Source organism: Vibrio sp. MEBiC08052 (genome assembly GCF_001506075.1).
GTDB lineage: Bacteria > Pseudomonadota > Gammaproteobacteria > Enterobacterales > Vibrionaceae > Vibrio.
In genome coordinates, this window is record NZ_KQ947475.1 from 243,763 (window position 1) to 261,581 (window position 17,819).

A 17,819-nucleotide genomic window follows, 5' to 3' on the forward strand; every position below is an offset into this window, starting at 1 on the left:
TTAATTCTCCTCTGCGCGCTGTTTGGCTTCTTCTGCTGCGGCTTGCTCAGCAGCGGCACCGTAAAGACGTGCTTTCGGTTGTGACTTGGTGATGGTGACATCACTGTAGTCAATCCGAGGGGCCGCATCTTGTTGATAGAATGCCAGTGAGTGTTTGAGGAAGTTCACATCGTCACGCTCGGTACACCCTTCATCAAGACGTTGATGGGCACCACGGGACTCTTTACGGAGAATCGCTGAGTGAACCATTGCTTCAGCCACTTCGAGACTATGGCCGATTTCAATCGCGTACAACAGGTCGGTATTGAAGACTTTGCCTTTGTCTTTAATGCTGATTTTTTTATAGCGAGCTTTCAGTTCAGCCAGTTTATCAACGGTCTGTTGCATCAGATCTTCCTGACGGTAGATCCCACATCCCGCTTCCATGGCATTGCCCATTTCAGTGCGGATATCGGCCCAGTTTTCATCGCCTTCTTGATTCATGAGAGATTGAATGTGTTGTTCGACCGCTTTGACCTGTGCTGCGATGGCTTTATCATTCCAGCCTTTGAATGTTTCAACGCGTTTGACTGCATGTTCACCGGCAACGCGACCAAAAACAACCAATTCAGCCAGTGAGTTGGAGCCGAGACGGTTGGCCCCGTGCAGACCGACGGAAGAGCACTCACCGACGGCAAATAACCCTTGGATACGAGTTTCGCACTGACCGTTGGTTTCAATCCCACCCATGGTGTAGTGCACGGTCGGACGGATTGGGATCGGCTCTTTGACCGGATCGACATTCACATAAGCTTTGGCCAGCTCACAAATAAATGGCAGACGCTCATGCAGATATTCTTCACCCAGATGACGCAGGTCGAGATGGACAACATCTCCGAGTGGGTGTTTGATGGTATTGCCTTTTTGCTGTTCGTGCCAGAAAGCCTGAGAAACTTTGTCACGCGGACCGAGTTCCATATATTTATTTTTCGGTTGGCCGACCGGAGTTTCCGGACCCATGCCGTAATCTTGCAGATAACGGTAGCCGTTTTTATTGACGATAATTCCGCCTTCACCCCGGCACCCTTCGGTCATTAGGATCCCGGTTCCGGGCAGGCCGGTCGGGTGATACTGGACAAACTCCATATCGCGCAGCGGTACACCGTGACGATAAGCCATTCCCATACCATCACCGGTCACAATGCCACCATTGGTATTACATTGATAAACGCGGCCTGCACCACCGGTGGCCAGAACGACGGATTTTGCTTTAATCGTTACCAGTTCGCCTTCTGCCATATGAATGGCAATCAGCCCCTGTACTTGACCGTCATCGACCAACAGGTCAACGACGAAGTATTCGTCAAAGCGTTTGATTTGTGGATATTTAATCGACGTTTGGAACAGGGTATGCAGCATATGAAAACCGGTTTTGTCTGCGGCAAACCAGGTTCTCTCAACTTTCATTCCACCGAAACGACGGACGTTGACCTCACCATTTTCTTTCCGGCTCCAGGGGCAGCCCCATTGCTCCATCTGGATCATTTCCCGGGTTGAGTTTTCGACAAAATACTCCACGACATCCTGTTCACAAAGCCAGTCCCCACCACCGACAGTGTCGTTGAAATGGTTATCTAAGCTATCCTCATCCTTGATAACTGCTGCGGAGCCTCCTTCTGCGGCAACCGTATGTGAGCGCATAGGATATACTTTTGAAATCAGAGCCACCTGTAAATCAGGGTTGGCTTCTGCGGCAGCAATCGCAGTACGAAGACCGGCACCACCAGCGCCGATGACCGCGATATCTGTGGTAAGTGTTTGCACAGTTATCCTCCAGTGAGTGATTTGCGGGAACCCCGCTTATTATCTAAAAACATAGTGCTTTTAGGGTCTTTTTAGTCTAATTGAAGTCATATGCTGAAAAAATTGATTTCGTTAGGTTTTTAATCGAATATCATGCTTCATTATCGATATAATTATCCCATGTGTGATTGCTTTCACGTTTTACATTTGATGGCATATCTTAATGGGATTTTATTGTGTAAGGGGTCAAACTTTTCATGCCGAGTCACCTATCTTGGAAACCAACGATTTCAATGTTTCACTTGCGTGAGCGATCCCGATTAATCAATGCTATCCGGCATTTTTTGACGGAACGGGGCGTTTTGGAAGTGGAAACCCCCTCAATGAGTCTTGCGACTGTGACGGACGTTCACTTGCAAACCTTTAAAAGTCAGTTTTTCGGACCTGATTTCGCCTCTGGTCGTGCGGTATATCTGATGACAAGTCCTGAGTTTCATATGAAACGTCTGTTGGCCGCTGGTTCCGGTTCGATCTTTCAGCTTTGTAAAGCATTCAGAAATGAAGAGAGTGGTCGCCATCACAATCCTGAATTTACTTTACTGGAATGGTATCGCGTCGGGTTCGACCATCATCAGTTGATGGATGAAATGGATGATTTACTGCAAGGCATCTTGGTGTGCCCGCCCGCACAACGCATTACTTATCAGCAGGTGTTTGCCGAGCATGTCGGTGTTTGCCCTCTATCTTGTGAGATGGATGAACTGCGAATCAAGGCACAGCACTTTGGTTTTGCTGACATTGCTGAGCATGAACAGGATCGGGACACGCTTTTACAACTCCTGTTTAGTATGGTAGTGGAACCGGCTATTGGTCAGACGGCACCTGTGTTTGTCTATGACTTTCCTGCATCTCAGGCGGCTCTTGCGCGAGTGAGTGCCAATGACCATCGGGTTGCTGAGCGGTTTGAAGTCTATTTTAAAGGCATTGAACTGGCGAATGGTTTTCATGAACTTGATGATCCACAAGAACAGCTGTGCCGTTTTGAAGCCGATAATGAAAAACGGTTACAAATGGGGTTGGAGCAACAGCCGATTGATTATCATCTGATTCAGGCGCTTGAGGCCGGTTTACCTCATTGTGCCGGTGTCGCGTTGGGCATTGATCGGTTGGTAATGCTGGCACTCGGACTCTCTCATATACAGGACGTGATCGCGTTTCCCTTCCCCAATGCCTAAAGAGGGTTAGAACCTGTAGCAAGAGTTAGCATCAAGATGCTTACTCTATTGCTACAGCCGCTTCGCGTGAGTCATTCCCCGATGCGCAAACTTTGTCGCTCTTTCGGTTTATGATGTGAATCACTCGCGTCTTCGGAATAACATCGTTATACTCCCAATCTGTTTTTGAACTGCAATATAAGAGACAGGACATGCAGGAGTATATTGAGTTTTTCCAGCAGAATATGATTCTTTCGCTGGCTTGGGTAGGTATCTTAGTTGCACTTATCCTGAATATTTTTAAATCATCCACGGCAAAATATCAGACGATCTCGGTGAACGAATTAACGCATTTGATCAATAAAGAAAATGGTGTTGTGGTTGATATTCGTTCTAACGAAGAGTTCAGACAAGGGCATATCACCGATGCGGTGAACTTGTTACCTTCAGAAATTAAGTCCGGATCTTATGGTTCCCTTGAAAACCGTAAATCCACCCCCATCATTGTCGTATGTAAAACAGGACAAACTGCACAGGAGAGTGCCACGTTGTTGGCCAAAGCTGGTTTTGAAAAGGTGAGCCTATTGAAAAATGGTCTGGTTGCCTGGAATGAAGCCAATCTTCCTCTTGTTCGTGGTAAAAAATAGTCCAATCCTCAAGGAACGAAATTCTTTGGTGATTTTGAATCAATAAGGAAAATATCATGTCTGAAGCAGCGCAACAGCAAGAACCGCAGCAGAACTTTGCAATCCAGCGCATCTATCTGAAAGATGTCTCTTTTGAAGCTCCTAACTCTCCGGTTATTTTTCAAAAAGACTGGAATCCGAATGTTAATCTCGATCTCGACACGCAAAACAGAGAACTGGGCGAAGGCATTTATGAAGTGATTCTGCGTCTGACCGTGACCGTCAAGAATGAAGATGAAACTGCATTTTTATGTGAAGTTCAGCAAGCTGGGATCTTCTCTGCCGAGCAAATGGAACCGGGCCAGTTGGCGCATTGTTTAGGTGCATTTTGCCCGAATATTCTGTTCCCTTATGCGCGTGAAACCATTTCTAGCCTTGTTGTGAAAGGGACATTCCCACAACTGAATCTGGCACCTGTTAATTTTGATGCACTGTTTATGAACTATCTGCAACAGCAAGCATCTCAGGAAGCTCAGCCAGAGAATGCCTCTTAAGCGTGTCGTTTGACCCGTTAGCGGTTTTTGGCAAGTACCTAATAAAATGCACACGACATCAGTTAAGGTGTTATGTGCATTTTTTGTATATCTTTTGTATAACGTAAACATCGATAGAGCATGTTGAACTGAATGGACAGAATATTGTGACTTCACATACCGATTTGATTACCCGAAACTCAATCGCGATGACGGTCATTGGCGCGGGTTCTTACGGAACATCTCTTGCCATCTCTCTGGCTCGGAATGGCGCGAATATTTTAATCTGGGGACACGACCCGCAGCATATGCAGCAATTGGAATCGGATCGGGAAAACCGAGCCTTTTTACCGGACATCCCTTTTCCTGAAACATTAATTGTGACTTCAGACTTAAAAGCTGCCGTTCAGGCATCCCGGGATTTATTAATCGTTGTTCCCAGCCATGTTTTTGGTGAGGTTTTACAACGAATACAGCCATATCTCAGAGCAGATAGCCGCATCTGCTGGGCAACCAAAGGGCTAGAGCCTGAAACCGGACGTCTGCTACAAGATGTCGCGCATGATATTGTCGGTGATAAGCACGCTTTAGCCGTGATCTCTGGACCGACATTTGCCAAAGAGCTGGCGATGGGAATGCCGACGGCAATCTCAGTCGCTTCTACCGACAATCAGTTTGTCGCTGATTTACAGGATCAGATTCACTGCAGTAAGACGTTTCGAGTATATGCAAATTCGGATTTCATCGGATTACAGCTCGGTGGCGCAGTGAAAAATGTGATTGCAATTGGTGCCGGTATTTCTGACGGGATGGGATTCGGCGCCAATGCCAGAACCGCATTGATTACCCGAGGTCTGGCAGAAATGAGCCGATTAGGGGTGACGCTGGGAGCTGCCCCGGAGACGTTTATGGGCATGGCAGGATTAGGTGATTTAGTGTTAACCTGCACGGATAATCAGTCGAGAAATCGGCGCTTTGGTCTGGCGCTTGGAGAGGGGCAATCGGTTGACACGGCACAGCGTGAGATTGGTCAGGTGGTTGAAGGTTATCGTAATACCAAAGAAGTCTGGCTGCTGGCTCAGCGTATGGGCGTCGAAATGCCGATTGTTGATCAGATTTATCAGGTACTTTATCAAGGTAAAGATGCCCGAATCGCAGCGAGAGATTTACTCTCGAGAGATAAGAAGGCTGAGCACTGATCAGACTGGTGGTCGTGACGCTGAAATAAATATAGAACAGAGAACTCAGATAATGAAGCAATGTGCAAAACATAAGGTTGTGTGGCAAACCATTGTTCAAGAAGCCCGGGAGATGACGGAACAAGAACCAATGCTGGCGAGTTTCTATCATGCGACGATAATTAAACATGAGAGCTTATCTGCCGCTCTGAGTTATATTCTGGCGAATAAACTGCATACGATCTCGATGCCGGCAATGGCTGTCAGAGAAGTTGTTGAAGAGGTCTTTCAGTCAGACCCGAGTATTACCGAATCAGCGGCTTGTGATATTTGTGCCACTGTTACACGTGACCCTGCCGTGGATAAATATTCAATTCCTTTGTTATATCTGAAAGGGTTTCATGCTCTGCAAGGGTATCGGGTGGCCAACTGGCTATGGAAACAAGGGCGGACAACTCTGGCTGGTTATCTACAAAACCAAATTTCAGTCACCTGTCAGGTTGATATTCATCCAGCCGCTCAGATTGGACGGGCGATCATGTTGGACCATGCGACCGGCATCGTGATTGGTGAGACAGCCATAATTGAAAATGATGTCTCGATTTTGCAGGATGTTACTCTTGGCGGAACCGGGAAAGAGTGTGGCGATCGACATCCTAAAATTCGTGAAGGGGTGATGATCGGTGCCGGCGCCAAAATTTTAGGCAACATCGAAATCGGGAAAGGGGCCAAGATTGGTTCCGGTTCCGTGGTTTTACAGGCAGTGCCACCACATACCACCGTTGCCGGCGTCCCTGCTAAAATCGTCGGACGGCCACAAACTGACATGCCATCTCTGGATATGGATCAGCAGTTCAACGGTCATTCTCAGACGTTTGTTGGCGGAGATGGTATCTAGAAAGGTCATACCGAAAAGATAAGACTGACAGTATAAAAGGGAGTGCATTGTACCCGAAGCCGTTGGTCGTCAATGTTGACGAGCACATCACATTGCAAATAAAACTAACAAGGGATGCCATTGGCATCCCTTGTCACTGGTTACGAATTAAGCAAGATCGTTTAATGTTTCCAGTGTTTCTTCTGCCCAATCAAGCCATGCCTGACGAGCCAGAAGATTACGGCGAAGTGTTAAGCGCTCCAGTTTTTGCTGTTTATCCAGAGAAGCTGGGTTCGCATAGTAAGCCGCTTCAACTTCCTGATAGTGAGCAACAAACTTCTTCGATTCCTCGATCAGTTCAACCAGCTGTTCACGATAAGGTTTCTCATCTTGTACAGAGCAAGCCATCAGCTTGGCACTGAACTCATCGCGAACCGTCGGATGTGCTGTTGGTTGATCAAACCATTGGCTCAGGGCTTGACGTCCGGCATCCGTAATCGAATAAACTTTACGGTCTGGTTTTCCTTCCTGAGGTTCCAATACGCAAGTGACAAGTCCCTGCTGACCCATTTTATTTAGTTCGCGATAAACTTGTTGGTGACTTGCTTTCCAAAAGTAACCGATACTCGAAGAGAACTCTTTGGTAATATCGTATCCCGTCGCATCGCGTGTACTTAAAACAGTAAGAATAACGTGTGGTAATGACATGTCTTCAATCCAAATGGTTAATTAACACAATGGGTTTGGATATTGCTGAGCTTTCTATGGCTCAATCTTAAACTCATCCAAACAGTCACCGGCCTAAAAATTAGTTGCCGGATATGTCACCTTAAAAGCCGTTCATCACCTAATTGTTAGTATAGTAAATTAATGTAACTTACTGACTGCAACGCCGTTATTTTATGAGAATGTTGCAGCGGTTGGATAGTATATCTAATAATAAGCAAAGAGTAGAATAAACGTGTGGAAAAATGCAAAAAAACTGATAAAACTCTCAATTGATGATTTTGTTAGAATAAAAGGCCGCAAATTTGCGACCTTTTGGTTATAAATCAGAATAATATTCTAATGCTTTAGCCCGTATTACGCATACCTGCTGCAATACCAGCGATGGTGACCATCAATGCTTCTTCGAGTTCAGCCGGTGGTGCATCATATTGGCGCGTCCTGTAGAGCAATTCAGCCTGAAGCATATTTAACGGTTCCACATAGATATTTCTCAGGCGAATGGATTCTTGTCCCCACGGATCGCTTTGCATCAGGTTTTCATTGTTCTCGACATTCAGTACGGTTTGAATATCTTTTTGTAGCTGTGCTCGCAGCTTTTGTCCCAATTTTCTCAGGTGCTCATCGACAAGGCGTTCATCGTAATACTGGGCAATCTCCAGATTACATTTTGAATACACCATTTCCAGCATTCCCAGACGGGTTGAGAAAAATGGCCATTCACGACACATCTCTTCCAACAGTGCCTGATGTCCTTTATCAATCGAGTATTGGATGGCTTCTCCCGCACCGAGCCAAGCCGGTAATACCAGACGGTTTTGGCTCCAAGAGAAAATCCATGGAATGGCACGGAGACTTTCGACACCGCCATTTGGATTACGTTTGGCAGGGCGAGAGCCCAATGGCAGTTTGCCCAATTCTAGCTCTGGCGTTGCTTGGCGGAAATAAGGGACGAAATCAGGTTCACCCCGAACCACCTTCCGGTAAGCTTCACACGAGATCTCTGATAAAACTTCCATCAAATCACGCCATTCCTGTTTTGGCTCCGGAGGCGGCAATAAGTTGGCTTCCAGAATCGCACTGGCATAGAGATTGAAGCTGTTGATTGCGACGTCCGGTAGCCCTAATTTGAAGCGAATCATTTCACCCTGTTCCGTGACGCGTAATCCACCTTTCAAACTTTTAGGCGGCTGTGACAGGAGTGCTGCATGGGCTGGCGCACCACCGCGTCCCAGCGTGCCGCCGCGACCATGGAACAAGGTCAGTTCGATACCTTCTTCTTCGCTGACCTTCACTAAGGATTCCATGGCACTGTACTGTGCCCAGCCTGCGGCCATTACACCGGCATCTTTGGCGGAATCCGAATACCCGATCATCACCATCTGATGGTTCTGAATGAAGCCTCGATAGATATCGATACCCATCAACTGGCGGATGACCGACTCCGAACGATTGAGGTCGTCTAAGGTTTCGAACAGCGGACAAACATCCATACGATAAGGGCAGCCGGCTTCTTGAAGCAGCAAGTGAACCGCGAGGACATCAGAGGCGGTTCTGGCCATTGAAATCACGTAAGCACCGAATGCGTCTTTCGGGTTCGCTGCAATGATCCGGCAAGTATCGAGTACTTCCTGAACCGGTTCAGATGGTTTCCAGTCACGGGGAATCAACGGACGTTTAGAACTTAATTCATTGGTAAGAAAGGCAATTTTATCCGGTTCGCTCCACTGATCATAATCCCCCAAGCCTAAATAGCGAGTCAGTTCAGACAACACATCTGAATGGCGGGTGCTCTCCTGACGAATATCGAGACGGACAAGGTGGACACCAAATGCTTTGATCCGGCGCAGCGTATCTAACAGAGAACCATCGGCGATTGAACCCATGCCACATTCATGTAACGACTGATAACAGGCATACAGCGGTTCCCACAGTTGACTGACATTTTTCAGGGGGGCTTTCACCAACAGTTGTTGACCTTGAATTTTTTCACCGAGAATATCGATTGTTTCGGTCAACAACTGACGAATATTTTTCAGAATGGCGCGATAAGGTTCGTGTTCTTCTTCGCCTGCAAGGTTGCGCATCTGGTCGTTACATTTGGTCATCGACAGTTCGCTAATCAATTCATTGACATCTCGCAGATACAAATCAGCCGCTTTCCAACGGGAAAGCAGCAGCACTTCGCGGGTGATTTTGTGTGTAACGAATGGGTTACCGTCCCGGTCTCCGCCCATCCAAGAGGAGAAGTGGACGGGACGTGCGTCAATCGGTAGCCCTTCTCCGAGATAATCTTCCAGTCGTTCATCCAGTTCACGCAGAAATTCCGGCACGGCTTCCCAGAGCGAATTCTCAACGACCGCAAAGCCCCATTTAGCTTCATCCATCGGGGTCGGGCGTTGTTTACGAATCACATCGGAGTGCCAGAATTGAGCGATTAGCTGTTCGAGACGGCGTTCTGCTTTATGACGTTCTTTGGGGGCCAGTTCGCTGAGCTCCAGACTCGACAGACACTGGTTAATTTTGACCAGCTTATTGATCATGGTGCGACGGGTAATTTCCGTCGGGTGAGCGGTGAGCACCAGCTCGATATTCAAATCGCGAATCGCTTGCGCGGTATCTAGTTTACTGACCTTTTTCTGGGTCAGTTTGTTAAAGAGTTCGTTGATCGCGTCAGGAGTACAAATATGAGCGTCGCAGTGGCGAGAGATCGTATGATATTGTTCGGCAATATTCGTTAAGTTCAAAAACTGGTTAAATGCCCGGGCGATCGGTGTAATCTGATCATCGGATAGATTTTTGATCTCTTCGACCAAAGTGTCCCGATCGGATGGGTTACCATCTTTGAGTGATTTCGAGAGTTTCCGTATCGTCTCTACCTTTTCTAAAATAACGCTGCCATCGGCATCAAGGATTGTCTTACCGAGCAATCTGCCAAGCATACTTACGTTACTTTTTAGCGCTGTATATTTTTCGTTCATTGTCATCCTGCCTTGAAAAAAAACTACATCCAATGTTCTTGTTAGATCTTGCTATATCGTGGATTTTCTCCAGTCAAACTCCATATAGAGTAACAATATTCTGTTTGTTGTCTATACGAATAGATTAAATAATAAATGGAATTTAAGCGTTTTTTGTTGAAAGTTTCTTTCAGAATCGTCTGAATGGTTAATCCTGTTTCAGGCCATTTATGTGCTTCAACATGCGCTTTCCGCCAAACGATGTTGATAGCATCAATCGGGCCGATCTATGGCGATTAGCCCGCATCGCGATTTGTGATTAAAAACAATATTTGTAAATCGATTTGGTCAGTAGATCAATGGTCGGATCAATATACTCAAAAGCAAGAAATTCATCCGGCTGGTGAGCTTGATCGATTGAGCCCGGACCCATCACGAGCGTCGGACAGAGCTGTTGCAGATAAGGCGCTTCGGTACAGTAGTTGACTGTTTCCGCTTCTCGTCCGCTTAACTGATGAATTTGTTCGACGAATGGGTGATCTTTCTGGCACTCATACCCGGGGATTGAATCATGTAATGGTTGCATTTCGATACGACCGGGCCATTTGGCTTTCAACTCCTGAAGCGACTCGCGCAGCAGATGATCAAGCCCTTCGAGACTCATTCCCGGCAGTGGTCTGACATCATAGTGCAGTTCACAACAGCCACAAATCCGGTTGGCACTGTCTCCGCCATGAATATGACCCAGATTGAGGGTGGGGGTCGGCACTTCAAAACCCGGATGATGATAGGTTTTGATCAGTCGCTCTCGTACTTGCATCAGGGTAAATAGTACCTCATGCATGATTTCAATTGCATTGACTCCCAATGCCGGATTCGATGAATGCCCTGATTTCCCCGTCACACGGATCGCATTGGCGACATGTCCTTTATGTGCATAGACCGGCACAAGGCTGGTGGGTTCACCGATGATACAGTAGTCCGGCTTAAATGGTGCACTCTCGGTAAAGTGGCGCGCGCCCATCATCGTCGTCTCTTCATCACAGGTTGCCAGAATATAAAGTGGCTTGGTTTGCTTCTGCCAGTCAATTTTTTGGACGGCTTCTATAATAAAGGCGAAGAAGCCTTTCATATCAGCGGTACCCAGACCGTAGAAACGTTGATTCGACTCGGTCAGTACATGAGGATTGAAATTCCATTGACCTTCATCGAAAGGGACGGTATCGCTATGACCGGACAACAACAATCCTCCTTCGCCATCGCCTTTTTTCGCGATGAGATTGTGCTTATGAGGCGCGACTGTGTCGATCTGTACGGAGAAGCCTAAAGTGCTCAGCCAGTCTGAAAGCTTCGCAATAACGGCTTCATTGCCTTCATCCCAGCTTGGATCTGTCGAGCTAATGGAAGAGGTTGAAATGAGGTCCTGATAAACCGCCTTGAATTTAGGGAATTGCATAGAATCTTTGCTCCTGCTATTGACAGAGTTAGGCTGAGAGGGTAAAAAGCATATTAAATCATTTTTTTTGAATAAAAAACCATAAATAAGCGAAAAACAGCATATTAATAATCATTTTTCGTTTAGTATTTAACCAAAATGTGCGTGTTTGAACTGATGTTCAAGTGTTGAATCAAACACCCAGCCGTTTCATTAAAAGATAACGCGTTTCACTCAAAGATACAGTCAAAAAATCGGATGCAGGGATATGTTAAAAACAACCATTATCGGAGCCAGTGGATACACAGGTGCAGAGCTTGCTCTGATGGTCCATCAACATCCTGAGCTAACGCTATCAGGTTTGTATGTTTCCGCCAACAGTGTGGATGCCGGAAAGCCGATTGCCCAATTGCATGGACAACTGGCCGGGCGCATTGATATGCCGGTTCAGGCATTGGTCGATCCGGAACAAGTCGCTCAGGAATCCGATGTGGTCTTTTTGGCAACCGCCCATGAAGTCAGTCATGATCTCGCCCCTATTTTTCTCGCGCATCAGTGCCAAGTATTTGATCTGTCGGGCGCATACCGTGTCAATCACCCCGATTTTTACACTGACTTTTATGGATTTGAGCATCAGCATCAGACTCATTTGGAGCAGGCTGCGTATGGTCTGGCGGAATGGAATCAAGCTGCGATTCAGTCCAGTCAGCTTGTTGCTGTTGCCGGGTGTTATACAACTGCTGCGCAACTTGGCATTAAGCCTTTGCTGGTCTCTGAACTGATTGATACGCAGCAGTGGCCGGTGATTAATGCGACCAGTGGTGTGTCCGGCGCAGGTCGTAAAGCGACCATGACCAATAGTTTTTGTGAAGTGAGTTTACAGGCTTACGGTGTATTTACGCATCGTCATCAGCCTGAAATCGTTGCTCATTTAGGATGTGATGTGATTTTCACGCCACATCTGGGTAACTTTAAACGCGGTATTCTGGCAACGATCACCATGAAACTGAAACCGGGTGTCACGACATCGGACGTGACCGCAGCATTTACACAAGCTTATGCGCAAAAGCCAGCGGTACGTTTATGCGGTGAGACGCTGCCCCGGTTACAACATGTCGTGAACACCCCATTTTGCGATATCGGCTGGAAAGTACAGGGGGAACACGTGATCGTGATTTCAGCCATTGATAACTTGTTGAAAGGTGCTTCGAGTCAGGCAATGCAGTGTCTGAATATTCACTATGGTTACCCTGAACTGACAGCATTAATTTGAGGAACGCATGGAACAATTATCTCATCCGGTTGTAATTAAGCTTGGCGGTGCCGTGCTGGGAAGTAGTGAAACACTGGCGAAGCTTTTTGAGACGGTGGCACAGTACCGGCAGAGTCGTCCGATCGTGATTGTTCATGGTGGGGGATATCTTGTCGATGAACTGATGTCCAAGCTTCAGTTCGCAACCGTCAAAAAACATGGCCTGCGGGTCACGCCATACGACCAGATTCCGTTTATCACCGGTGCTTTAGCCGGTACAGCCAATAAAATGCTACAAGGCGAGGCGATCAAGAGTGGCTTGAAAGCCGTTGGTTTATGTCTGGGTGATGCCGGTTTGTGTCAGGTTGAAGAACTCGATCCGGAGCTGGGCGCTGTCGGTCGTCCGTCTGCCGGTGACCCTACGATTGTCAATGCGATCATGCAAGCTGGCGGCGTGCCGATTATCAGTTCGATCGGTCTGACTGCCGACGGACAAATGATGAATGTGAACGCTGATGATGCTGCGGTTGCCGTGGCCAAAACACTGGATGCTGAATTGGTGCTGCTTTCCGATGTCAGCGGCGTGCTGGATGGGGACAAACAGTTGATCTCTCAACTGGATGTCGATCAGGCTAATCAACTCATCGCGGATGGCGTGATCACTGATGGCATGATTGTCAAAGTCAAAGCGGCACTTGCAGCAGCAGATGACTTAGGGCGAGCCATTACTGTTGCCGGCTGGCGGACACCAGAATTGTTGGCTCATCTATTTTCCGGTGACAAGCACAGTGTCGGAACCCGTTTTTATCCCACAACAAAATAGTTTCATTCAACCGACTGTTTTGTTTCAATAGATTTTTTACAGAGTAGAGAAACGCTTGGCGCTGACCGCCGTGCAGAGCCGAGATATTGGAGAAAAGATTATGAGTAAGGTTCAAGTAAACAAAGTTGTTGTTGCATACTCTGGCGGTCTGGATACGTCAGTGATTATCCCATGGTTAAAAGAAAACTATGGTTGTGAAGTCGTTGCATTTGTTGCCGATGTCGGCCAAGGCGCTGATGAGTTGGTCGGTATCGAAGAGAAAGCGATTGCCTCCGGCGCGTCTGAATGTCATGTGGTTGACCTGAAAGATGAATTTGTTGCGGAATATATCTATCCGAGCCTGAAAACCGGTGCTTACTATGAAGGTAAGTATCTGCTCGGTACCTCAATGGCGCGTCCGGTAATTGCTAAAGCGCAGGTTGAAGTGGCGCGTAAAGTCGGTGCGGATGCTCTGGCTCACGGTTGTACCGGAAAAGGGAATGATCAGGTTCGTTTCGAAGGTGCCTTTTCTGCATTAGCACCGGATCTTCATGTGATTGCACCATGGCGTGAATGGGATTTGGAAAGCCGTGAAGAGTGTCTGGATTATCTGGCTGAGCGGAATATTCCTTGCGCTGCATCGCTGACTAAAATCTATTCGCGTGATGCCAACGCATGGCATATCTCGACTGAAGGTGGTGTTCTGGAAAGCACTTGGAATGCACCGAATGATGATTGTTGGGCATGGACCGTTGATCCGAAGAAAGCACCGGATGCCGCGGAAACAGTGACACTGAAAATTGAAAATGGTGAAGTTGTTGCCGTTGATGGTCAGGCCATGTCACCTTATGAAGTGCTGGTTTGCCTGAACGAGAAAGGTGCGAAGCATGGTGTCGGCCGGATCGATATCGTTGAAAACCGTCTGGTCGGGATGAAATCTCGCGGTTGTTATGAAACTCCGGGAGGCACCATCATGATGGAAGCACTGCGTGCCGTTGAGCAACTGGTGCTGGATAAAACGGCATTTGAGTTCCGTGAAGAGATCGGGATTAAAGCCTCACACCTGATTTATGATGGTCGCTGGTTTACGCCATTACGTGAGTCGGTGTTTGCTGCTGCAGAGTCACTGGCAAAAGATGTCAATGGTGAAGTTGTGATTGAACTTTACAAGGGTCATGCCACCGCGATTCAGAAACGTTCTCCAAATAGCCTCTATTCTGAAGAGTTTGCGACATTTGGTGCCGATGATGTGTATGACCAGAGTCACGCAGGTGGATTTATCCGTCTATACTCTCTTTCAAGTCGCATCAGATCACTGAATGCAGCAAAACAAAAATAACTAGCAACGTTGGCGCGCAATAAAAAGGTGGATCCGGACTTCGGTCCGGATCCCTTTTCTCTTTAGTAAAGATGTAAAAGATGTAAATGGCAGGAGAGATATAATGGCATTATGGGGTGGTCGGTTTACTCAGGCAGCAGATACAAGATTTAAAGACTTTAATGATTCTCTTCGTTTTGACTACCGTCTGGCCGAGCAGGATATTGTCGGTTCGGTGGCTTGGTCGAAAGCATTGCTATCCGTCAATGTGCTGACACAGGAAGAACAGCAGCAGTTAGAAGCGGCACTCAATGAGTTAAAAGCCTCTGTGATTGCTGATCCGGAACAGATTCTGCGTTCAGATGCTGAAGATATCCATTCATGGGTTGAACAGCAGTTAATTGATCGGGTCGGCGATCTGGGTAAAAAACTCCATACCGGTCGTTCGAGAAACGATCAGGTCGCAACCGATTTGAAACTGTGGTGTCGTGCTCAGGGCGACGTGTTGCTGGATGCGTTACAGCGCTTACAAACTAAAATGGTTGAGGTGGCTCAAGCCAATCAAACTACCGTATTACCGGGATATACCCATTTGCAACGTGCCCAGCCGGTGACATTTGCACATTGGTGTCTGGCCTATCTGGAGATGTTCGAACGGGATAGTTCGCGTTTGCAAGACGCGCTGCAACGCCTGAATACTTGTCCGCTGGGCTCGGGGGCTTTAGCGGGGACAGCTTATGCGATTGATCGTGAGCAACTGGCTCAGTCACTGGATTTTCAACGGGCGACCCGTAACTCTTTAGATGCCGTATCTGATCGCGACCATGTCATGGAGCTGATGTCAGTTGCGTCGATCTCGATGCTGCATTTATCCCGTCTGGCAGAAGATCTGATTTTCTATAATTCGGGTGAAGCCGGATTTATTGAACTCGCTGATACCGTCACATCGGGCTCTTCGCTGATGCCACAGAAGAAAAACCCGGATGCACTGGAGTTGATTCGTGGTAAAACAGGGCGTGTCTATGGTGCACTGGCTGGCATGATGATGACCGTGAAAGCATTGCCGTTAGCGTACAATAAAGACATGCAGGAAGACAAAGAAGGTCTGTTTGATGCGTTGGATACATGGTATGACTGTATCGAGATGACTGCACTCTGCTTTGAAGGGATTCAAATCAATGGCGAACGGACGTTGGAAGCGGCCAAGCAAGGGTATGCGAACGCAACCGAACTAGCGGATTATCTCGTTGCGAAAGGGATTCCCTTCCGTGAAGCGCACCATATTGTCGGTGTTGCGGTTGTCGGTGCGATTGCGAAAGGCTGTGCGCTGGAAGAACTGTCTCTGGCTGAACTCCGTGAATTCTCCTCAGTCATTGATGATGATGTCTACGGAACTTTGACGATTGATTCTTGCCTGAAACAGCGGTGTGCTTTAGGTGGCGTATCGCCAAATCAAGTGGCTTATGCCGTAGAACAGGCACAGCAACGCCTGAGTGATAAAGATTAAAATCAACGGTTCTTGACGGTCTGTTATTCGGGGTGATATCGGATATGAACGGCTCACCAAATCAATTTGGCAAGCCTCCGCAAACGAATGATCAAAAAAGATCGATTTTTTTGGAACCAATTCAGAAAGGCAGGGTCTACCTTTATACCACTGCTTTTTCTTAGATGAATCTAAGAGGCCCCGAGACTGAATTTGGTCTTGGGGCTTTTTCTTTCTGGCTGATTTTGTGGTCAGGGTGCATTCATTCTGCTTGACTTAATGAGGTTTTCTTTTCCGCCATGGCAGAATAATAAACTTCATCCATAAATGAAGGCTGAGTAGCAGATGAACCGTAAGCCCGAAACCGATCAGCGCAATCCCTTCAACCGATTTGGTATGGTGTATTCCCCAAAGCAGCCAGCTTCCCCAGAATAAGAGACACAGGACGCTTAACTGATTCATGCAGCGCTGACAGCGACCTATCTTTTTCCAGAACCAGCTTGATTCACAATTGTTACAAGTCATCCGAAGCGTTTATTGAGTCAATAAAAGGCAAGCGTAGGTGAGGATATGAGGGGGATCAAGCAAAAAAATTACCCCGGTTCTCTTTCTTGGGGGAAGAAGAGAACCAGAGTCGAAATGAATTACCGTCTATTCAGAAGGCAGTAACACACCGAAACAGAGTCAACGTTATGGACATTAACACTGACTCAACTCCCGAGATTAAATCGAGTTAATGCAGGCAGTTTGAATTCTAAGTAAGTGGCAGACCAAGTTATTACTATGATTGGTTTTGAGCCAGACCTCCGGGTCACCCGGAGGTCCGTATATTTTTAGTTTGTGGTTGAGTCGCGAAAGTAGATATCCAGATCTTCACTTCCACCGATATGTTTACCACCGATGTAAACTTGAGGAACTGTTGAGCGTCCGGTAATGGCACGCAGACTCACGGTTGTCGCATCTTTGCCCAACACGACTTCTTCGTATTGCAGACCACGGTCAATTAAGGTCTGTTTTGCTTTCGCACAGAATGGGCAGCCCGGTTTGGTAAAGATCGTGATGGATTCCTGAAGCTGATGTCCCGGAGAAATATAGTTCAACATTGTATCGGCATCGGAAACTTTGAACGGGTCACCGGGTTCATTAGGTTCAATAAACATCTCTTCGACGATGCCATCTTTGACCAGCATACTGTAACGCCATGAACGTTGACCGAATCCGAGATCGTGTTTATTGACTAACATGCCCATGCCGGCGGTAAATTCACCGTTACCGTCTGGGATGAAGGTAATGTTGTCGGCTTCCTGATCGTTTTTCCATGCGTTCATGACGAATGTATCGTTCACCGACACACACAAGATTTCATCGACACCATGCTCTTTAAATACAGGAAACAGCTCGTTGTAGCGCGGTAAATGACTTGAAGAACATGTTGGTGTAAATGCTCCGGGAAGACTAAACACGATGACTGTTTTTCCTTTGAATAATTCATCAGTGGTGACATTGACCCACTGATCCCCCTGACGCGTTGGAAAGGTAACTTGTGGTACGGGTTGGCCTTTTTTAGATGTCAACATATTGGGTGTCCTTTTAAGTTCAAATGTTTTTTTTTTGAGGTTATATCAAGTGT

14 protein-coding genes and 1 pseudogene are annotated in these 17,819 nt (G+C 47.1%); 9 read left to right on the forward strand and 6 right to left on the reverse strand.

Features of this window, described 5'->3' with window-relative positions; translation table 11 throughout:
* A complete protein-coding gene (gene frdA / locus VRK_RS01090) occupies window positions 1–1,803 on the reverse strand; it encodes a fumarate reductase (quinol) flavoprotein subunit (protein WP_059119709.1) in 1,803 nt (600 codons plus the stop codon).
* Window positions 1,804–2,039: 236 nt separating this feature from the next.
* On the opposite strand from frdA, the gene epmA reads away from it, so the two are divergent.
* The 5 genes from epmA (at window position 2,040) to cysE (ending at window position 6,231) form a co-directional block, all read left to right on the forward strand.
* Window positions 2,040–3,017 carry an elongation factor P--(R)-beta-lysine ligase gene (epmA, locus tag VRK_RS01095; RefSeq protein WP_059119710.1) on the forward strand — a complete coding sequence of 326 codons (978 nt, stop codon included), beginning with the start codon at window positions 2,040–2,042 and terminating at the stop codon, window positions 3,015–3,017.
* 191 nt (window positions 3,018–3,208) lie between these two features.
* Window positions 3,209–3,643, forward strand: a complete 435-nt coding sequence (locus VRK_RS01100; protein ID WP_059119711.1) for a rhodanese-like domain-containing protein — start codon at window positions 3,209–3,211, stop codon at window positions 3,641–3,643.
* Between the two features lie 56 nt (window positions 3,644–3,699).
* A complete protein-coding gene (gene secB, locus VRK_RS01105) occupies window positions 3,700–4,176 on the forward strand; it encodes a protein-export chaperone SecB (RefSeq protein ID WP_059119712.1) in 477 nt (158 codons plus the stop codon).
* Between the two features lie 143 nt (window positions 4,177–4,319).
* A complete protein-coding gene (gpsA, locus tag VRK_RS01110) occupies window positions 4,320–5,354 on the forward strand; it encodes an NAD(P)H-dependent glycerol-3-phosphate dehydrogenase (protein WP_443083468.1) in 1,035 nt (344 codons plus the stop codon).
* A 52-nt stretch (window positions 5,355–5,406) separates the two neighbouring features.
* Window positions 5,407–6,231, forward strand: a complete 825-nt coding sequence (gene cysE, locus VRK_RS01115) for a serine O-acetyltransferase (RefSeq protein WP_059119713.1) — start codon at window positions 5,407–5,409, stop codon at window positions 6,229–6,231.
* 147 nt (window positions 6,232–6,378) lie between these two features.
* Here cysE and VRK_RS01120 read toward each other — a convergent pair whose 3' ends face one another.
* From VRK_RS01120 to argE, 3 genes are all read right to left on the reverse strand, one after another.
* Window positions 6,379–6,918, reverse strand: coding sequence for a PadR family transcriptional regulator (locus VRK_RS01120; protein WP_059119714.1), 540 nt, complete (start codon window positions 6,916–6,918; stop codon window positions 6,379–6,381).
* A gap of 365 nt (window positions 6,919–7,283) precedes the next feature.
* Window positions 7,284–9,917 carry a phosphoenolpyruvate carboxylase gene (gene ppc, locus VRK_RS01125; RefSeq protein WP_059119715.1) on the reverse strand — a complete coding sequence of 878 codons (2,634 nt, stop codon included), beginning with the start codon at window positions 9,915–9,917 and terminating at the stop codon, window positions 7,284–7,286.
* Window positions 9,918–10,215: 298 nt separating this feature from the next.
* Entirely contained in the window at window positions 10,216–11,352 is a 1,137-nt protein-coding gene (gene argE, locus VRK_RS01130; protein ID WP_059119716.1) for an acetylornithine deacetylase, read from the reverse strand.
* A 247-nt stretch (window positions 11,353–11,599) separates the two neighbouring features.
* On the opposite strand from argE, the gene argC reads away from it, so the two are divergent.
* The 4 genes and pseudogenes from argC to argH form a co-directional block, all read left to right on the forward strand.
* The gene (gene argC, locus VRK_RS01135) at window positions 11,600–12,604 is read left to right on the forward strand and encodes an N-acetyl-gamma-glutamyl-phosphate reductase (protein ID WP_059119717.1); all 1,005 of its coding nucleotides are present in this window, start codon (window positions 11,600–11,602) and stop codon (window positions 12,602–12,604) included.
* Between the two features lie 7 nt (window positions 12,605–12,611).
* On the forward strand, window positions 12,612–13,406 hold the full coding sequence (gene argB, locus VRK_RS01140) for an acetylglutamate kinase (RefSeq protein ID WP_059119718.1): 795 nt from the start codon (window positions 12,612–12,614) through the stop codon (window positions 13,404–13,406).
* A gap of 100 nt (window positions 13,407–13,506) precedes the next feature.
* Window positions 13,507–14,724 (forward strand): argininosuccinate synthase, encoded by a 1,218-nt coding sequence (locus VRK_RS01145; protein WP_038179195.1) that lies wholly within the window; start codon window positions 13,507–13,509, stop codon window positions 14,722–14,724.
* 103 nt (window positions 14,725–14,827) lie between these two features.
* Window positions 14,828–16,207, forward strand: a pseudogene (gene argH, locus VRK_RS01150) (argininosuccinate lyase); the annotation flags it as partial.
* Window positions 16,208–16,465: 258 nt separating this feature from the next.
* Here the strand turns inward: argH and VRK_RS01155 are convergent.
* Both VRK_RS01155 and VRK_RS01160 read right to left on the reverse strand, forming a co-directional pair.
* Window positions 16,466–16,714 (reverse strand): DUF3624 domain-containing protein, encoded by a 249-nt coding sequence (locus VRK_RS01155; RefSeq protein ID WP_059119720.1) that lies wholly within the window; start codon window positions 16,712–16,714, stop codon window positions 16,466–16,468.
* A 308-nt stretch (window positions 16,715–17,022) separates the two neighbouring features.
* Window positions 17,023–17,766 carry a glutathione peroxidase gene (locus VRK_RS01160; RefSeq protein WP_059119721.1) on the reverse strand — a complete coding sequence of 248 codons (744 nt, stop codon included), beginning with the start codon at window positions 17,764–17,766 and terminating at the stop codon, window positions 17,023–17,025.
* Between the last annotated feature and the right edge of the window lie 53 nt (window positions 17,767–17,819).

Bases quoted from the DNA above. Each gene is read 5' to 3' on its own strand.
- secB (WP_059119712.1), top strand. From the start codon at position 3,700: ATGTCTGAAGCAGCGCAACAGCAAGAACCGCAGCAGAACTTTGCAATC.
- argC (WP_059119717.1), top strand. From the start codon at position 11,600: ATGTTAAAAACAACCATTATCGGAGCCAGTGGATACACAGGTGCAGAG.
- epmA (WP_059119710.1), top strand. From the start codon at position 2,040: ATGCCGAGTCACCTATCTTGGAAACCAACGATTTCAATGTTTCACTTG.
- argB (WP_059119718.1), top strand. From the start codon at position 12,612: ATGGAACAATTATCTCATCCGGTTGTAATTAAGCTTGGCGGTGCCGTG.
- VRK_RS01145 (WP_038179195.1), top strand. From the start codon at position 13,507: ATGAGTAAGGTTCAAGTAAACAAAGTTGTTGTTGCATACTCTGGCGGT.
- ppc (WP_059119715.1), bottom strand. From the start codon at position 9,917: ATGAACGAAAAATATACAGCGCTAAAAAGTAACGTAAGTATGCTTGGC.
- argE (WP_059119716.1), bottom strand. From the start codon at position 11,352: ATGCAATTCCCTAAATTCAAGGCGGTTTATCAGGACCTCATTTCAACC.
- VRK_RS01120 (WP_059119714.1), bottom strand. From the start codon at position 6,918: ATGTCATTACCACACGTTATTCTTACTGTTTTAAGTACACGCGATGCG.
- VRK_RS01155 (WP_059119720.1), bottom strand. From the start codon at position 16,714: ATGACTTGTAACAATTGTGAATCAAGCTGGTTCTGGAAAAAGATAGGT.
- VRK_RS01160 (WP_059119721.1), bottom strand. From the start codon at position 17,766: ATGTTGACATCTAAAAAAGGCCAACCCGTACCACAAGTTACCTTTCCA.
- VRK_RS01100 (WP_059119711.1), top strand. From the start codon at position 3,209: ATGCAGGAGTATATTGAGTTTTTCCAGCAGAATATGATTCTTTCGCTG.
- cysE (WP_059119713.1), top strand. From the start codon at position 5,407: ATGAAGCAATGTGCAAAACATAAGGTTGTGTGGCAAACCATTGTTCAA.